The 15,283-nt window shown below is 71.2% G+C and carries 16 protein-coding genes; 10 read left to right on the plus strand and 6 right to left on the minus strand.

The window, feature by feature from the left end:
* Window positions 1-6 precede the first annotated feature (6 nt).
* Genes ybeY through PV396_RS14510 form a run of 3 tightly spaced genes read left to right on the plus strand, consistent with a single transcriptional unit; the run spans window position 7 to window position 2,170 of the window.
* On the plus strand, window positions 7-504 hold the full coding sequence (gene ybeY, locus PV396_RS14500) for an rRNA maturation RNase YbeY (RefSeq protein ID WP_319204522.1): 498 nt from the start codon (window positions 7-9) through the stop codon (window positions 502-504).
* Window positions 501-1,814: a hemolysin family protein gene (locus PV396_RS14505; protein WP_319204525.1), complete on the plus strand. Its 1,314-nt coding sequence runs from the start codon at window positions 501-503 to the stop codon at window positions 1,812-1,814. Before ybeY ends, PV396_RS14505 begins: the two co-directional genes overlap by 4 nt.
* Window positions 1,811-2,170, plus strand: a complete 360-nt coding sequence (locus PV396_RS14510; protein ID WP_319204527.1) for an MmcQ/YjbR family DNA-binding protein — start codon at window positions 1,811-1,813, stop codon at window positions 2,168-2,170. Before PV396_RS14505 ends, PV396_RS14510 begins: the two co-directional genes overlap by 4 nt.
* Window positions 2,171-2,198: 28 nt before the next feature.
* On the opposite strand, the gene PV396_RS14515 is transcribed toward PV396_RS14510, so the two are convergent.
* The 6 genes from PV396_RS14515 to PV396_RS14540 form a co-directional block, all read right to left on the minus strand.
* Window positions 2,199-3,362: a hypothetical protein gene (locus PV396_RS14515; RefSeq protein WP_416071415.1), complete on the minus strand. Its 1,164-nt coding sequence runs from the start codon at window positions 3,360-3,362 to the stop codon at window positions 2,199-2,201.
* 282 nt (window positions 3,363-3,644) lie between these two features.
* Entirely contained in the window at window positions 3,645-4,052 is a 408-nt protein-coding gene (locus tag PV396_RS14520) for an SH3 domain-containing protein (protein ID WP_319204531.1), read from the minus strand.
* Window positions 4,046-4,825 (minus strand): M23 family metallopeptidase, encoded by a 780-nt coding sequence (locus PV396_RS14525; RefSeq protein ID WP_319204534.1) that lies wholly within the window; start codon window positions 4,823-4,825, stop codon window positions 4,046-4,048. The genes PV396_RS14520 and PV396_RS14525 overlap by 7 nt, the downstream gene beginning before the upstream one ends.
* A gap of 77 nt (window positions 4,826-4,902) precedes the next feature.
* Complete coding sequence (locus PV396_RS14530) at window positions 4,903-5,784, minus strand: C40 family peptidase (RefSeq protein ID WP_319204537.1); 882 nt, start codon at window positions 5,782-5,784, stop codon at window positions 4,903-4,905.
* A 130-nt stretch (window positions 5,785-5,914) separates the two neighbouring features.
* Window positions 5,915-6,397 (minus strand): RNA polymerase sigma factor, encoded by a 483-nt coding sequence (locus PV396_RS14535; RefSeq protein WP_319205511.1) that lies wholly within the window; start codon window positions 6,395-6,397, stop codon window positions 5,915-5,917.
* Window positions 6,398-6,593: 196 nt separating this feature from the next.
* Entirely contained in the window at window positions 6,594-7,283 is a 690-nt protein-coding gene (locus PV396_RS14540) for a M15 family metallopeptidase (protein ID WP_319204540.1), read from the minus strand.
* Between the two features lie 317 nt (window positions 7,284-7,600).
* Here PV396_RS14540 and PV396_RS14545 point away from each other — a divergent pair, with 317 nt between their 5' ends.
* The 7 genes from PV396_RS14545 to PV396_RS14575 all read left to right on the plus strand — a co-directional run bounded on the left by PV396_RS14545 (window position 7,601) and on the right by PV396_RS14575 (window position 15,194).
* A complete protein-coding gene (locus PV396_RS14545; protein WP_319204542.1) occupies window positions 7,601-10,846 on the plus strand; it encodes an AfsR/SARP family transcriptional regulator in 3,246 nt (1,081 codons plus the stop codon).
* A 108-nt stretch (window positions 10,847-10,954) separates the two neighbouring features.
* The gene (locus PV396_RS14550) at window positions 10,955-11,329 is read left to right on the plus strand and encodes a hypothetical protein (protein WP_319204544.1); all 375 of its coding nucleotides are present in this window, start codon (window positions 10,955-10,957) and stop codon (window positions 11,327-11,329) included.
* Window positions 11,330-11,361: 32 nt separating this feature from the next.
* Entirely contained in the window at window positions 11,362-11,739 is a 378-nt protein-coding gene (locus PV396_RS14555; RefSeq protein WP_319204547.1) for a hypothetical protein, read from the plus strand.
* 42 nt (window positions 11,740-11,781) lie between these two features.
* The gene (locus PV396_RS14560) at window positions 11,782-12,144 is read left to right on the plus strand and encodes a hypothetical protein (RefSeq protein WP_319204549.1); all 363 of its coding nucleotides are present in this window, start codon (window positions 11,782-11,784) and stop codon (window positions 12,142-12,144) included.
* 344 nt (window positions 12,145-12,488) lie between these two features.
* Entirely contained in the window at window positions 12,489-12,848 is a 360-nt protein-coding gene (locus PV396_RS14565) for a cytidine deaminase (protein ID WP_319204551.1), read from the plus strand.
* A 250-nt stretch (window positions 12,849-13,098) separates the two neighbouring features.
* The gene (locus tag PV396_RS14570) at window positions 13,099-13,593 is read left to right on the plus strand and encodes a hypothetical protein (RefSeq protein WP_319204553.1); all 495 of its coding nucleotides are present in this window, start codon (window positions 13,099-13,101) and stop codon (window positions 13,591-13,593) included.
* Between the two features lie 269 nt (window positions 13,594-13,862).
* Window positions 13,863-15,194, plus strand: coding sequence for a beta-xylosidase (locus PV396_RS14575; RefSeq protein ID WP_319205513.1), 1,332 nt, complete (start codon window positions 13,863-13,865; stop codon window positions 15,192-15,194).
* Window positions 15,195-15,283: the final 89 nt, after the last annotated feature.

Consider the following 15,283-nt stretch of genomic DNA (forward strand, 5'->3'; position numbering starts at 1 on the left):
AGCACCATGTCGATCGACGTCAACAACGAGTCCGGAACCGAGGTCGACGAGCAGGCGATCCTCGACATCGCCCGCTACGCGCTCGCGCGGATGCGCATCCACCCGCTCTCCGAACTCTCGGTGATCGTCGTGGACGCCGACGCCATGGAACAACTGCACATCCAGTGGATGGACCTGCCCGGTCCGACCGACGTCATGTCCTTCCCGATGGACGAGCTGCGTCCGCCGTCGAAGGACGACGCCGAGCCGCCGCAGGGGCTTCTCGGTGACATCGTGCTCTGCCCCGAGGTCGCCGAGAAGCAGGGCAAGGAGGCCGAGACGCAGCACTCCATGGACGAGGAGCTCCAACTCCTCACCGTCCACGGCGTGCTGCACCTCCTCGGCTACGACCACGAGGAGCCGGACGAGAAGGCCGAGATGTTCGGCCTCCAGGCCGCCATCGTCGACGGCTGGCGCGGCGAGCAGGGGATGACAGGTCCGTCGCCCGCCCCGACGGTGTCATGAATCCCCAACTCGTCACCGGTGCCATAGCGCTGGTCGTCGTCGCCTGGCTCGCCGCCTGCGCGGAGGCGGGCATCGCGCGAGTCTCCAGCTTCCGTGCCGAGGAAGCGGTACGCGGTGGCCGGCGCGGCAGCGCCAAACTCGCGCAGGTCGCCGCCGACCCGACCCGCTATCTCAACGTGGCGCTGCTGGTGCGCGTGGCCTGCGAGATGGCCGCCGCCGCGCTCGTCACATACGCCTGCCTCCAGGAGTTCGACAGGACCTGGCAGGCTCTCGCCGTCGCCATCGGCGTGATGGTGCTCGTCTCGTACGTCGCGGTGGGGGTCTCGCCGCGGACCATCGGGCGTCAGCACCCCCTGAACACGGCCACGGCAGCCGCGTACGTCCTGCTGCCGCTGGCCCGGATCATGGGGCCGATTCCCTCCCTCCTCATCCTCATCGGCAACGCCCTCACGCCCGGAAAGGGCTTCCGGCGCGGCCCGTTCGCCTCCGAGGCGGAGCTGCGCGCGCTGGTCGACCTGGCCGAGAAGGAGTCCCTGATCGAGGACGACGAGCGCCGTATGGTGCACTCCGTCTTCGAGCTGGGCGACACCCTCGTACGGGAGGTCATGGTCCCGCGTACGGACCTGGTGGTCATCGAGCGGTACAAGACGATCCGGCAGGCGCTGACCCTCGCGCTGCGCTCCGGGTTCTCGCGCATCCCGGTCACCGGGGAGAGCGAGGACGACATCGTCGGGATCGTGTATCTGAAGGACCTCGTCCGCAAGACGCACATCAGCCGGGACGCGGAGAGCGAGCTGGTGTCGACCGCGATGCGGGCCGCCGCCTTCGTACCCGACACGAAGAACGCCGGTGACCTGCTCCGCGAGATGCAGCGCGACCGCAACCACGTCGCCGTCGTCATCGACGAGTACGGCGGCACGGCCGGCATCGTGACCATCGAGGACATCCTCGAGGAGATCGTCGGCGAGATCACCGACGAGTACGACCGTGAACTCCCGCCCGTGGAGGAGCTCGGCGACGAGCGGCACCGCGTCACCGCCCGCCTGGACATCACCGACCTCGGCGAGCTGTACGGCCTCGAGGAGTACGACGACGAGGACGTGGAGACGGTGGGCGGGCTGCTCGCGAAGGCCCTGGGCCGCGTACCGATCGCCGGGGCCTCGGCGACCGTCGAGCTGCCCGACGGACGCGAACTGCGGCTCACGGCGGAGGCCGCGGCCGGGCGCCGGAACAAGATCGTGACGGTGCTGGTGGAGCCGACCGACCCCGCCGGGGCCTCGGCGGAGGAGAAGGAGGGGAGCGAGGCGTGACCCCGCAGGAGCTGCGCGCCTTCTGTCTCTCCTTCAACGCCGCTGTCGAGGACTTCCCGTTCAGCCCGGAGATCTCGGTCTTCAAGGTGCTGGGCAAGATGTTCGCCCTGTCCTGGACGGACAACCTGCCACTGAAGGTCAACCTGAAGTGCGCCCCGGAGGACGCGATCCGGCTGCGCGCCGACCACCCGGGGCTGATCAGCCCCGGGTACCACATGAACAAACGGCACTGGAACACGGTGACGGTGGACGGGGAGTTGCCCGATCAGCTCGTACGGGAGCTGATCGAGGACTCGTACGACCTGGTGGTGGCCGGTCTGCCGCGTGCGGAGCGGTTGCGGCTCGACCGGCCCTGAGCGGTCAGCGGAGCGGCCCGCGGACCGGTCAGCAGACCGGTACCCCTGGTACCTGGTTCTCCGGGACGCTGAGATAGATGTTGGTCATGTGGCCGCCGTACTGCGGCAGATGGGCCCACCAGTCGTTGACGTAGGGCGGCTCGCTGACCTGCTGGCCGCGCTTCTGGCAGTCGACCAGGACCTCGACGCCGGCGGGCAGTGTGGTGAGCGTGCCGGAGGCGGTCGTCGCCTGGGCGCGGACCCGGACGCCGCTGCCCCAGGTGCCGATCCAGGTGCCGGCCGGGCGGGTGGCGCCGGGGACGTTCAGCGAGCGGGTCAGCCGGCCGATGTCCGTGTAGGCCTTGCCGTAGGACGTACCGCTGGGGTGCAGGGTGAAGACCGCCACGATGGAACGGTCGCCCGCGCCCACCACACCCGTCGTGTGCAGGGCCGGACGGGCGAGGTCCACGGCGTCGGCGCCGGCCGCTGTCCGAGCGGCCGTCGCTGTCGGTTCTTTCGCTGCCGCCGCCGCGGTCGCGGTCGGGGTCGTGGCCGTGCAGCCTCCGGAACTGAAGCCCGACCAGCCCTGCTTGACGGCCCAGGGGCGGTTGAAGGAGCCGGCGATGCCGAAGTGCTGGTCGTAGCCGTCGGTGGCGCAGCGGGTGGACTGACGCAGGTTGCCGAGGAGGTAGTCGCGTGTCGCCGCCGGGGCGGAGTCCAGCAGATGGCGGTAGATCTTCACGGTGTCACGGGCCGAGAGAGCCGTGTAGCCCCAGTAGCCGGGCTGGGTCGACGGCGGGCGGAGGGTGTCCGTGAGGCCGAGGCGCGTGACCATCCGGTCGACGATCGCCCCCGAGCCGTTGTTCGACCAGAACGTGCTCGCGGCCGTGTCGTCGCTGCCGCGCAGCATGGTGTCGATCCGGGCCCGGTCGGGGGCCGGCAGGGCGTCGGGGCTGCGGTTCCAGAGCACGTCCAGGGCGATCAGCAGTTTCACCACGGACGCCGAACGGAACTGCCCGGCGGTGTTGAGCTGTTCGGTGAACGTCCCGGTCTGGCGGTCGAACACGGCGACGCCCGCCGTCACCCCGGCCGGCACGTCGGCCTGGACCGCCGCCGGGCGCGGGTCGGGGGCCTCGGCGAGTGCCGCGGGGGCGGCGGTCGCGGTGGTGGATACGAGCGCGGCGAGGGCGGCGGCCAGCAGGCCCGCCCGCACCGCGCCACGCCGGGCGGACCGGACGACGGCCCCGCCCCGTGCGCTGCTCAAGGTCATCATGGTCATCCTCGGATCGGTAGGGGACAGGACAGGTGCAGGTTGTGGTGCGGGTGGTGGTGGCGGAGGTGGGTCACTCGCACCACACGAAGGACGGCGTCAGGTGCCGTGCCGTATGAGAACCCGGTCCGGAAGGCCGGGCCGGCCCCGGACGCCGGATGCCCCCGGGATCTGTGGTGATCCCGGGGGCATCCGGTTGGCGCGGGGTCGTGGTTCAGCGGTTGTTCAGCAGTTCGGCAGTCCCGAGTCCGGCTCGTCGTTGCCGCCTCCGGCGAGGAAGATCTCGCTCATGTACGCGGACGGGGCCATGCCCATCGCCTGGGTCTTGACCCACCAGGTGTGCCAGTAGCCGTTGTACGTCGCACGGCCGCCCTTGACCTGGCACAGCACCCTCAGGAAGCCGCCGTCGGGTGCCGTCGCGATGACCGGGGCCTGCGGTTCGGGGGCCGAGCGCAGGTTGACGTTCGATCCCCAGATCGGGCACAGGAAGGTTCCCGGGTAGTTCCGGTCGGGGGTGCAGGGCGCCGAGTCGGCGGCCCGCGCGGACGAGGTGAGGCCGGGGGAGAGGAGCATCGCGGCGGCCAGAGCGACCGCTGCGAGACCCGTCGTACCGGCGCGGGCGACGGTCAGCATTCGGGCACACCCGGCAGCCAGGCGGCGGGGTGGTCGATGTAGATGTTGCTGACGAAGCCGCCCAGTGCCGGGATCTTGGACCAGGCGTCGTTGGTGTAACCCTCGGCGTTGACCGTGTCGCCGTGCTTCTGGCACTCCACGTGGACCGCCGTCGGCCCGGTCAGCGTGCGCACGACCGCCGCGTTCAGCCGCGCGTCGGCGCGCACCCGGACCGAGGTGCCCCAGGTGGTGAAGTTGGTCCCGGGCGTGGGCGTTCCACCGCCGCCGCCCGGGGTGCACGGCAGGCTCACACCGCGCGCCGCCAGGTAGTCGACAGGGTTCATGCCGCGGCTGGCGGACGACGATGCGTACGTCCTGAGGTGCAGGTGGACGCCGTCGGAGTCGCCCTCGGAGCCCATGCGCGCGATGTGCTGACCAGCGTTCACCCGATCGTTCACGAAGACCAGACGCTCGTACATGTGGCCGTACTCGGTGATGGAGCCGTCGTCGTGCTTGATGCGGATCCACTGGCCGTAGCCCTGGGCGGGGCCGGAGGCGATGACGGTGCCCGCCCCGGTGGCGTAGATCGCCGTACCGCGGCTGTTGCCGATGTCGACGCCGTCGTGACCGGAGTGCCACCCCTGGGTCACTGTGCCGGCGGCCGGGCAGGAACCGGCGGCGGCGACCGCGGTGGGGGCGGCGTCGGCCTGGCCGGCCGCGAGCGGGATCAGGCCGGTCGCGACGACGGTGGCGACGAGCATGCCGATGGACTTGGTGCGATTGAGCACGCGCATGGCGAACTCTCCTCCGTGAATAGCTGGTTACGGGTTATTGGTTACTGGTTATGGGTTCGGTAGGGCTTGCCGGCTGGTCAGCAGTTGGGGACGCCGGGCAGCCAGGCGGCCGGGTCCTGGATGTAGATGTTCGAGATCCACGCCTTGTACTTCGGCAGGTACGACCAGGCGTCGTTGGCGTAGCCCTCGGCGGTGACCATCTCCGCGTGCACCTGGCACTGCACGTCCACCGCCGTGGGGCCGGGCAGCCGGGTCACGGGCGGCCTCTGGGTGCCGGGATCCGGACGCAGGCCCACACCGGTGCCCCAGGTCATGAACCGCTTGGTGCCGGCGGGCGGCTGCTCGGCGCCGGCGATGCGCAGGGCGCCCGCGTACTCGGAGTTCAGCCGTACGTCGCTGACCATCACGACCGTCCCGGACTCCCGGGCCTCGACCATCTTGCCGCCGCCGAGGTAGATCGCGATGTGGTGGACGCTGCCGAGGTCGGCCGGGTTGGATCCCCACAGCAGCAGGTCGCCCGGCTGCAGCGGACCGAGCCCCTGGTCGCGGGTGAACCGGGCGGTGGCGCCGTTCCACTTGGCCTGGTTCCAGGACCCCTCGGGCAGGGCGATGCCGGCTCCCTGCCAGGCCGCGTACTGCACGAGGTGCGAGCAGTCGAAGCCCTTGACCTGGCTGTCGTGGGCGCCGGGACCGCCGCCGGGGTAGTCCTGGCCGTACGTCGGGCCGTGGATGGAGCCGCCGCCCCACGAGTAGGGCACCCCGAGCTGCGAGCACGCGGCGTTGACGATCGCCTGTGCCTGGGCGGACGCGTTCGCCAGGGGCCGGCAGTCGGCGGCGGCCACGGCCTTCGCGGGGAGCGGCGACGCGGCGGCCATCGCCGTACCGGTACAGGCCAAGGTGGTGGCGAGCAGCAGTCCGCCTGCTGTCGCGAGTGTGCGGTTGAGGTCGGTGCGGCGCATGTGGTTCCCCCTGATGTGCTGCGCAAGTTGTTGTACGGATGAGCGCGGGTCCGTGCTGGTGTCAGGCAGGTGGTCGGGCTGCCCAACGTCGTGGTCGTGGTCGCGCGTGCGTCGCGGCTGACGCCGGTTCCTACGCGTCGAGTGCGGAGCGGATCTTGGCGAGGCCGCGCATTCGGTTGCGCTGCACCGTGCCTCGGTGTGCGCCGAGCCGTTCCCCCGCCATGTCGTGGGTCAGGCCCTCGATGTCGACGAGGATCACGGCAGCCGCCTCCTTGGGGGACAGCCCGCGCAGCAGCGCGGTCGTCACCGTCTCGGCCTCCCTCCTCGCGAAACCGCCGTCCCAGCTCCCCTCCGGCAGGAGGTCCGTGCAACGCTCCTGGCGCGAGGGGTGCCGGTACAGGTCCCGCAGCAGGTTCAGCGCCGCCGCGCAGGTGTAGGCGTACGGCTGCTGTTGACGAGCCAGTGTGCGGGCCCGCGCCCGGCGGGAGAGTCTCAGGTACGTCTCCTGCAGCAGGTCGTCGGCGTCGTGCGGATTGCCGGTCATGGCCAGCAGCCGGCGCCGCAGTTTCGGCATCGCGGCGGTGAACGCCTCGTCGAACTCGGCGGCCGTCATGTGGTCGGTGATGGTCGTCGGGTCCGTCGTCGCGGCGCTTGTCGTCGCGCTCTTCGTCGTGAGGTGGGCGGTCATGGACGACGTGGTCGGCGTCGTCGCTATGCAGGTGTTCTCCACGGTGTTTCCCCCGGGGTCTGTCGGTCTCAGACTGAGGTCGGGCCGGCGTTTTCGGTGTCTTCGGTGCCTTCGGTGTCTTCTAGGTCTGCGGTGCTGCCGTGCTGCGGGGTAGTGGCTGCTTCAGGGAGGCGGGGCCGTACTTGGCGGTCGGCGCCCCGGTCAGCAGCGCCCAGTACCGGTCGCCGTACGACCAGTGCCACCACTCGGTCGGGTAGTTGACGAACCCTGCCGCCGTCATCGCCCGGCCCAGTACCGCCCGGTTGGCCCGGGCCTCGGCGTCGATGTTGGCCGCGGCGGTGCGGCAGCCGCCCTCGCTCTCCTCGGGCGTGGCGTTGACCTCCGTACCGAGGGACAGCTCCCTGCCGTCCTCGGTGCACAGCGTCAGGTCCACCGCGCCCCCGCTGACGTGCGGGGCGACCTCCGGGGGCGAGATGTACGCGCTGGCCAGCTCGCGGATCCGGTCGGGCCCGGCGTCGGGGTGGGCCGTGCGCAGCGTCGCCGCGTACGTGTCGAAGTAGTGGCGCTGCAGCGCGGGGGGCCGGAAGCCCTCCACCATCAGCAGGCGGATGCCCGAGGGCAACGCGGCCTGCGCGAGCAGCAGCCGGCGCAGTACGTCGGCCCTGAGGTGGGCGTACGAGCCGTCGTGGTCGGCCTTCCGCGTGTCGACCCGCAGTGCGGTGAACTCCCTTGCGTCTGCGAGGAGTTCACCGTTCTCGGTGACACGCGTGGTGGCGACCCGGGGATCCGAGAGCAGGATGATGTCCGTCACGCTTCACAGCGTGGAGGAGCGTCATTCAGGAACGATGCAGATCCTCTGCAGGACGCCTGCAACGCCTGGTGCAGAGCTGTAGGGCGGGGCCAATGGCGGGGCCGCTCATACGGAAGGGCGTCCCCTTCCGTCCCTCAGTCGAAAGCCGGACAGTCTTTTCTTCGGAATGGGAGGAATTCTCACCGGAAACCCAGTGATTTCAGGCCACCCGCACTCCTTACCGGTCTGCCGCGAAAAAAGGGCAGTCCGGTGTGAGGCATGCCTGTCGGTGGGTGCCGGTATGTTGTCCCCGACTGCACGTTAAATCGGGGGACACGTTGGACGTTCGCCTTCTTGGGCCGGTCGAAGTCTCGAGCGGGGGACATCGCGTTCCGCTGAACGGCGCCAAACCGACGGCGATACTCGCGGCTCTCGTCGTCCATCTCGGTGAGGTGCTGTCCGCCGAGCGGTTGGTCGATCTGACCTGGGAGGAAGAGCCCCCCGCCACCGCGCGGGCGCTCGTCGCCTCGCATGTGTCCGGACTGCGCCGGGCCCTGGCCGGTACGGAGGGCGGCGACGCCATCCGCACCCGCTCGCCCGGCTATGTCGCCGAGTTCCCCCACACCGCCGTGGACGCCCGGCGCTTCGAGGAGGCGTTCGCCGCCGGTCGGAACGCGGCACTCGACGGGCGGGCCGAGGAAGCCGTCGAGACCCTGCAGGCCGCGTCCCGCCTGTGGCGTGGCCAGGACGCCCTGGAAGGGCTCGGGCAGTCCTTCGCCCGCGTCGAGGCCATGCGCCTGACGGAGCTCCGGCTCGAGGCGAAGGAGTTCCGCTTCTCCGCCGAGCTGGACCTGGACCGTCGTACGGATCTCGTCGCCGAACTCGTCGCACACGTCGCCGCCCACCCCCTCAGGGAGCGTCCGCGCGGCCAGCTGATGACCGCCCTGTTCCGCGCCGGCCGGATGCCCGACGCGCTGCGCTGCTACGACGAGGGCCGCCGGCTGCTCGGTACGGAGCTCGGCGTGGACCCCGGCCCCGAACTGCGCGCGCTCCACCAGGCCCTGCTCCGGGGGGACACGACGATGCTGGGAGCGCCGGCCCGCCCAAGGGCCACGCCCCCGGCGAAGGTGCCCGCACAGGCGGAGGCGGCGGCTCCGCCGCACCCCGGCGACGACGCACCGGCGCCCCGCGGCCGTTTCGAACAACCCCACCTCGAGCAACCCCACTTCTCGCAGCCCCGCGATGGATCAGGTCGTCCGGCGCCCTCCCAACTCCCGCCCGACGTGGCCGACTTCATAGGCCGGACCGAACAGATCGCCTGGGCGACCGCTCTCCTGGAGGAGGTGCGCAACCCCCTGCGCACCGCGCCGCCCATCGGGGTGATCTCCGGCCGCTCGGGCACCGGCAAGACTGCCCTGGCCGTCCATGTGGGCCACCGCACCGCCGCGCTCTTCCCCGACGGGCAGCTCTTCGTCGACCTGCGCGCCTCGGACTCCGAACCGGTACGGACCGTGGACGCCCTGGCCCGGCTGCTGCGCGCCCTCGGGGTGGACCCCGAGACCCCGGCGCGCGACGAGGAGGACCTCCTCGGCCTGTATCGCACGCACATCGCGCGCCGCCGGGTCCTGCTCATCCTCGACAACGCCGTCAGCGAAGCCCTGCTGCGCCCGCTGCTCCCGCCCGGCGGCGGCTCGGCCGTGCTGATCACCGGCCGCCGTCGGCTCGTCGCGCTGGAGGGCGCCGCCCACCTCGACCTGGGTGTGCCCTCCGAGCCGGAGGCACTGGATCTGCTGGCCCGGGTGGCCGGCCCGACCCGGCCCGCTCTGGAACCCGACCGGGCCGCCGAGATCGTCGCGCTGTGCGGCCGGCTCCCGCTCGCCGTCCGTATCGCGGGCGTCCGGCTCGCCGCCCGCCCCCACTGGACGCCGGCACGGCTCGCGTCACGCCTGCGGGACGAGCGCCGCCGCCTGGACGAACTGCAGGCGGGCGACCTGGAGGTGCGCGCGAGCCTCGGACTCGGCTACGCGGACCTGGACCCGCAGGAGCAGCGCGCCCTGCGCCGACTGGCCCTGATGGATCTGCCCGACTTCGCCGCCTGGGTCGCCGGGCCGCTCCTCGACGTCGACGAGGACGACGCGGACGACGCGGTCGAACAACTCGTGGACTGCCACTTCGTGGAGGTCGTCCGCACCGACGAGACGGGCAGGACGCGCTACCGCATCCACGACCTGGCGCGCGAGTACGCCCGGGAACGCTGTCTGGCCGACGATGCCCGGCAGGAACGGGAGACGGCGGTCCGACGGCTGGTCGACCGCTGGCTGGGCATGGCACGCAGCGCGGCGGCCCACGGACCGGGCGGCGCGTCGCGCCTCCTCCCGGTCACCACGACGGGCGAGCCGGCGGCTGTCGCGGGCGGGCCCACATCGCCGACGACCTCGCCGGCGAACTCCCTGACAACCTCCCTGTCGACCTCGCTCACGGACCCGCTGACGGATTCGTCAGCGGGCCTGACAGGTGAGCCGGCCGCGTGGTTCGCCGCCGAGCAGCGGTGCCTGCTGGCCGCGGTCGCCCACTGCGCCGAGTACGGCATGTTCGACGCGGCCCGCGAACTCGCCGCCACCCTCATGGCCGCCTCCGCGGCCCTCTACAACCAGTTCGACGCCTGGTCCCGCTCCCACGACGTGGCCCTGGAGGCCGTACGCCGTGGCGGGGACGTCGAGGGCGAGGCCCGGCTGCTGCACGGTCTAGGCCAACTCCGCCTGGAGCAGGACCGCTTCGACGAGGCGCACGCGTTCTTCGCGGCGGCGCTGGGCCTGTTCGAGGAGCTGTCCGTACGCAGCGGCCGTGCCGACGCGTTGGCCGGCATGGGCGCGGCCCGCCGCGAACAGGCCCGCTTCGACGAGGCACTGACCCTGCTGACCTCGGCCCTCGACCTGTACCGGGAGCCGGAGGACATCGCGTCCATGGCCCATGTGCTGTACGGCATCGGATCGGTCCACCGGGAACAGGGCCGCGACGACGAGGCGTGGGAGGCCCTGTCCCGCGCGCACCGCCTGTACGTGACCGTCTGGGACCGGCACGGCGAGGCGCTCGCCCTGCGCTCACTGGGCCTGTGCCACCGGGCCCGGGGCGACCTGTCGAGCGCGGAGCCGCTGCTGCGGCAGTCCCTCGACCTCTTCGAGGAGACGGACGACGCCTTCGGCGTGATGTACGCGAGCCAGTCCCTGGCCAAGGTCGAGTTCCGGCAGGGCCGGATGGCCGAGGCCCGGCAGCGGCTCGACCGGTGTCTGGAAATCACCCGTGAACGCCAGGACATGTTCGGCGAGGCCCTCGTCCTGCGCACCATCGGCGAGTGGTACCTCGCCGCGTCCGACTGGGAGACGGCGACCGAGACCCTGCGTCAGGCGCTCGGCCTGTGGGACAAGCTGGAGCTGCCCCTGTGGCGCGCCCGCACCCTGCGGGACCTGTCCCGCGCCGCGCTGGCCAGGGGCGAGAGCGCGGCGGGGCGCGAACTCGAAGAGGAGGCCTACGGCGTCTTCCGCCGACTCGGCAGCCGCGAGGCGCGGGAACTCCCGGAGTTGTAGGACGCGCGCCGGGAAAAAACGCGGACCGGTCCGCGACACCGTCATACGAGCACGCATCCCCTTCCGTCACAGAGCCGAACAGGAATCATCCACGGCCAAGGGGAAACAATGGCGAAGACCTCCACCAGACTGGCGGCGACGGGGCTGGCGCTCGGCGCGGCCCTCACCCTCCTCGGCACGGCGGGCACCGCGCACGCCGCCGCACAGACTTCCGCCACCGTGCAGCCCAACAGCAACCTCCGGACGGAACCCAGCACCAACAGCCGTATCCGGGGCACCACCACGAGCCAGGCCGAGATGCACATCAAGTGCTTCAAGCACGCCCAGTACGTGCAGGTCGGCAACTACGGCACCGACGTCTGGTACTACGGCCACGTCGACGACCGGGGCACGAACCCGCCGACCTGGTACTACGACCCGTGGGTGTGGGGCGGCAACGTGAACGTCGGCGCCGACCCGGCCCCCGGCATCCCCCCGTGCTGATTCCGAACCGATCCGAACCGGGGAGTACACCTATGACCAGGCGAAGTGTGTCGACCGCGGTGGCCGGGCTCGTCTTCGGCGTGGCCGCCTCCCTGCTCGGCGCCGCCGGGGTCGCGGAGGCCGCGCCCTCCGCTTCCCCCACCGCGACGACCGTGCAGGCGCGCAGCAACCTGCGCGACGCCCCCAACACGAGCAGCCGGATCTGGTACACCACGCCGCAGGAGTTGGAGGCCGGCGTCGAGTGCTTCAAGTACGGCCAGTACGTGAAGGTCGGCAACTACGGGACCGACGTCTGGTACCGCGGCACCGTCATCGACTACGACCTCGGCCAGATCTTCTCCAACGTGTGGATGTGGGGCGGCAACGTCAACGTCGGTGCCGACCCGGCGCCCGGCATCAACCCCTGCTGATTCCGAAGCGAACCGAACCGCCGCGACCCGAGGAGTACATCCATGTCCAAGCGACGCGCGTCCGCCGTCGGCCTCGCGCTCGGCGCGGCTTTCTCCCTGCTCGGCGCCGCCGGGACCGCGGAGGCCGCGCCCTCCGCCTCCCCCACCGCGACGACCGTGCAGGCGCGCAGCAACCTGCGCAGTGGTCCCTCCACCCAGGAGATACTCGTCGGCACCACCACGAAGGTGAGCAAGGCCTACATCGATTGCTGGTCCCCCGGCGAACGAGTCACCGTGGGCGGATACACCACCGACGTCTGGTATCGCGGCGTCGTCCATGGCGGCTGGGAGCTCATCAACGTGTGGGTGTGGGGCGGCAACGTCAATGTCGGTGCGGACCCGGCCCCCGGCATCCCCCGCTGCTGACCGGCTCACGCCGCCCGAACCCCCGCGCCCCCGGGGCCTCCGTCCTGTACGGAAGCCCGGGGGCGCGGTCGTGTCCGGGGCGAGGCGCGGCATCGGTCCTAGTACGGCAGGATGCGGCCCGAGGGTGTCCTGCGGTCGATGGGGAGGTCGCGGGGGGAGGGGGCGCTGGGCCGGCGGATGACGCGGATGCGGGTCTGGCGGTTCATAACGCCTCCTCATGGCTCGCGGTTCCTGGGTCATGCCCTGATCGCCCGTACCTGATACCTGTTCTTGTGTGACTTCCTTGTGTCATGAAGCCCCAGTCGGCCTCAGCAGGGGACAAACCGCGTAAGTATGCTCATGGCATGACCGACAGCAACGCGCTCGACCTCGACTCCGAGGACCGCAAGATCGTCACCCTCGCCCGCTCCGCCCGCGCTCGCAACGGCGTCCCCGAGGGGGCGGCCGTACGGGACGAGACCGGCCGTACGTATGTCGCCGGCACGGTCGACCTGGACTCGCTGAAACTGAGCGCGCTGCGGACAGCGGTCGCCATGGCCGTGGCGTCGGGGGCGCGTTCGCTGGAGGCGGCGGCCGTCGTGACGGGTGCCGAGGAGGTGCCGGCGGAGGACCTGGCGGCCGTACGGGATCTGGGCGGGCCCGCGACCCCGGTGCACCGGGCCGGCCCGGACGGTGTCGTGCGGGCGACGGTGTCCGCCGGGTGAGGCGGGGCGCGGGGACCGGCCGAGGGTAGGACTTCCGGCCACTTTCGCGGCGTCCGAAAGAACCCGCAGAGCTTGTCTTGCAATCGCGAGCAACCCACGCGTCAATGGAGCACGCTCTTCCGACGGACCGTCAGATTCCCCCGCGCGGCGCCCCGCACCCGCCCCGCGGCTGACCGCACCCGGCCGTCGTACCCCCCACATCGCAATTCCCCACATGGCAATTCCCGTACCAGGGAAGGGAATCCGATCGATGACCAGCAAGACAGTACGTCCGCCCGCGCGCAGGCGGACCGGTATCGGTGCGGTACTCGCGGCGGGCTCGCTCGCCCTCACCGGTCTGGCCTTCGCGCCGGCCGCCGCGGCGGTCACCCCACCCTCCGCGACGATCTCCTACAACTGCGGTGTGTTCGGCGGCGGTTCGACGGTCCTCACCGTCACGCAGAACGGCACCTCGGCCACGATCACCGTCAGCTCCAACATCGCGGCCCCGCTCCCGCTCGCCGCCGACTCGATCGCCACCACGCTGACCCTGGCGAAGGCCGGCGGTGGCCTCGTCACCTTCACCGGCAACAAGAACCCGGCCACGCCCACCGGTGGCCTGGTCACCGTCGGCCCACTGAACGGCACCGTCGCCCCGGGTGACAGCCTGGAGGCGGGCGGCGGCACTCTCAAGATGGTGCTCTTCGGCATCACCGTGACGTGTACGCCGACCGGAAACCAGTCACCGGGGCCGTTCGTCTTCTAGCGAGGGCGCACCTGCCCGCACCTGCTCGACAGCGGCCGGTGTCGCTCGCTTCGCGGCGACACCGGCCGTTTCCGACTGGGAAGCCGGGAACCGACAAGAACTGCGACTGGAACTGATGCTCCGTCAGTTCACTTTCCCGGCTTGCCGGTTAATCGGCGAGATGGCATTGACTTCTCACACAACCTGCACATCAATGGCCCCCTGTCGGCGCAGACGAGCCGCTGCGCCCGCATCCCTCAGAGGGGGCAACCATGGCCAACACGGCATCCATGGGTTCGACCGGCCGAAGACGACGACGCCTTGCCGCACTGCTCGGGGCGACCGCACTCGCGGTCACCGCGGGCGGTGCGCTGGCCGTCCCGGCCGGAGCAGCCGCCACGGCGTCCGTTCCCGTGGACTTCGCCACGCGCTGCGTACCGCCACCGATCGCGGGCCTCCCGCCGATCGAAGGCACCACCACCGCACAGATCACGGTGGACAACACCTCACCCAAGGTCGGCGACACCGTCACCGTGACGTACGCGGTGCAGAAGCCGGCCGCCAGCAACCCCACCGATCTCGCACTGCCCGCCGACATCATGACTCCCACCGGAAAGGTCACCCTCGGCGGGGCGCAGACCGGCGACATCACCGTCGCGGGGCCCAAGAAGAACGACCCCGTGCCCGGCAAGGGCGCCTTCCCGGGCTTCTCGATGACCGGCACCTTCACGGTCACCGCGCCCGGCGCGATCACGCTGTCGCCCAGCGACTACAACATCCACACCAGTTACATCCTTGAGCTGGACACGCCCTGCACGGTCATCACCCCGCCCGCACCCGTCTCCGAGACGGTCACGGCCACGGACGGGACCCAGACCAACACCCGTGCCATCACCCTGGGTTCGGCCTCCGGCGCACCCGGGGCCGGGGTCACCGTGAACGGCGCCCACTTCACGCCGGGCGCCACGGTCACGCTCGCCGGCCGGTCCGGGTCCGCCCAGACCGCCGACACCGCGACCGCGACCGCCGACTCCCAGGGCGCCTTCAGCGGCACCCTCGCCGTCAACGACAAGACGACGACCGGGGTCGTGGCGTACGAGGGCAGCGCCTGGAGCGACACCAAGGGCGCGGGTCCGGCCGCCTACGTCGTCATCGACGACACGCCCATTCCCGACAACAGCCAGAAGCTCACCACCACCGTCAAGGCCGGTGACCTGTCCATGACCCAGGCCGGGGACTCCGTCCAGCTTTCGACCGTCGACTTCGGCAAGGGCGGCCCCTCCACGGCCCCGCTGCAGACGGTGACCGTCAAGGACTTCCGCGGCGGTCCCGCGGGCTGGTCCCTGACCGGCAAGGTCACCGACTTCACCGGACCCGGCGCCAAGATCGGTGCCGACAAGCTCAGTTGGACCCCGGCCTGCGCCACCAAGCCCGGAAGTCCCAGCACCTGCCGGCCCGGTTCGCCCGGTCCCGTGGGCAGTACGGGAGCCACCCTGGCCTCCGCACCCGACGGAACGTTCACCGGCGGCGAGTTCACCGTCGACGCCGGACTCTCGCTGGACGTACCGGCGTTCACCCCGCCGGGCTCGTACTCCGGCGTACTCACCCTCACCCTCTCCTGACCGACGTACACCCAACAAGCCTTATCTGAACGGCTGTTCGTCATCCGGTGGCCGGGCGCGCACCCGCCCGCCACCTACCTCGTCCGTGG

Origin of the sequence: Streptomyces sp. ME02-8801-2C, assembly GCF_033793965.1 — a bacterium.
Taxonomy (GTDB): domain Bacteria; phylum Actinomycetota; class Actinomycetes; order Streptomycetales; family Streptomycetaceae; genus Streptomyces.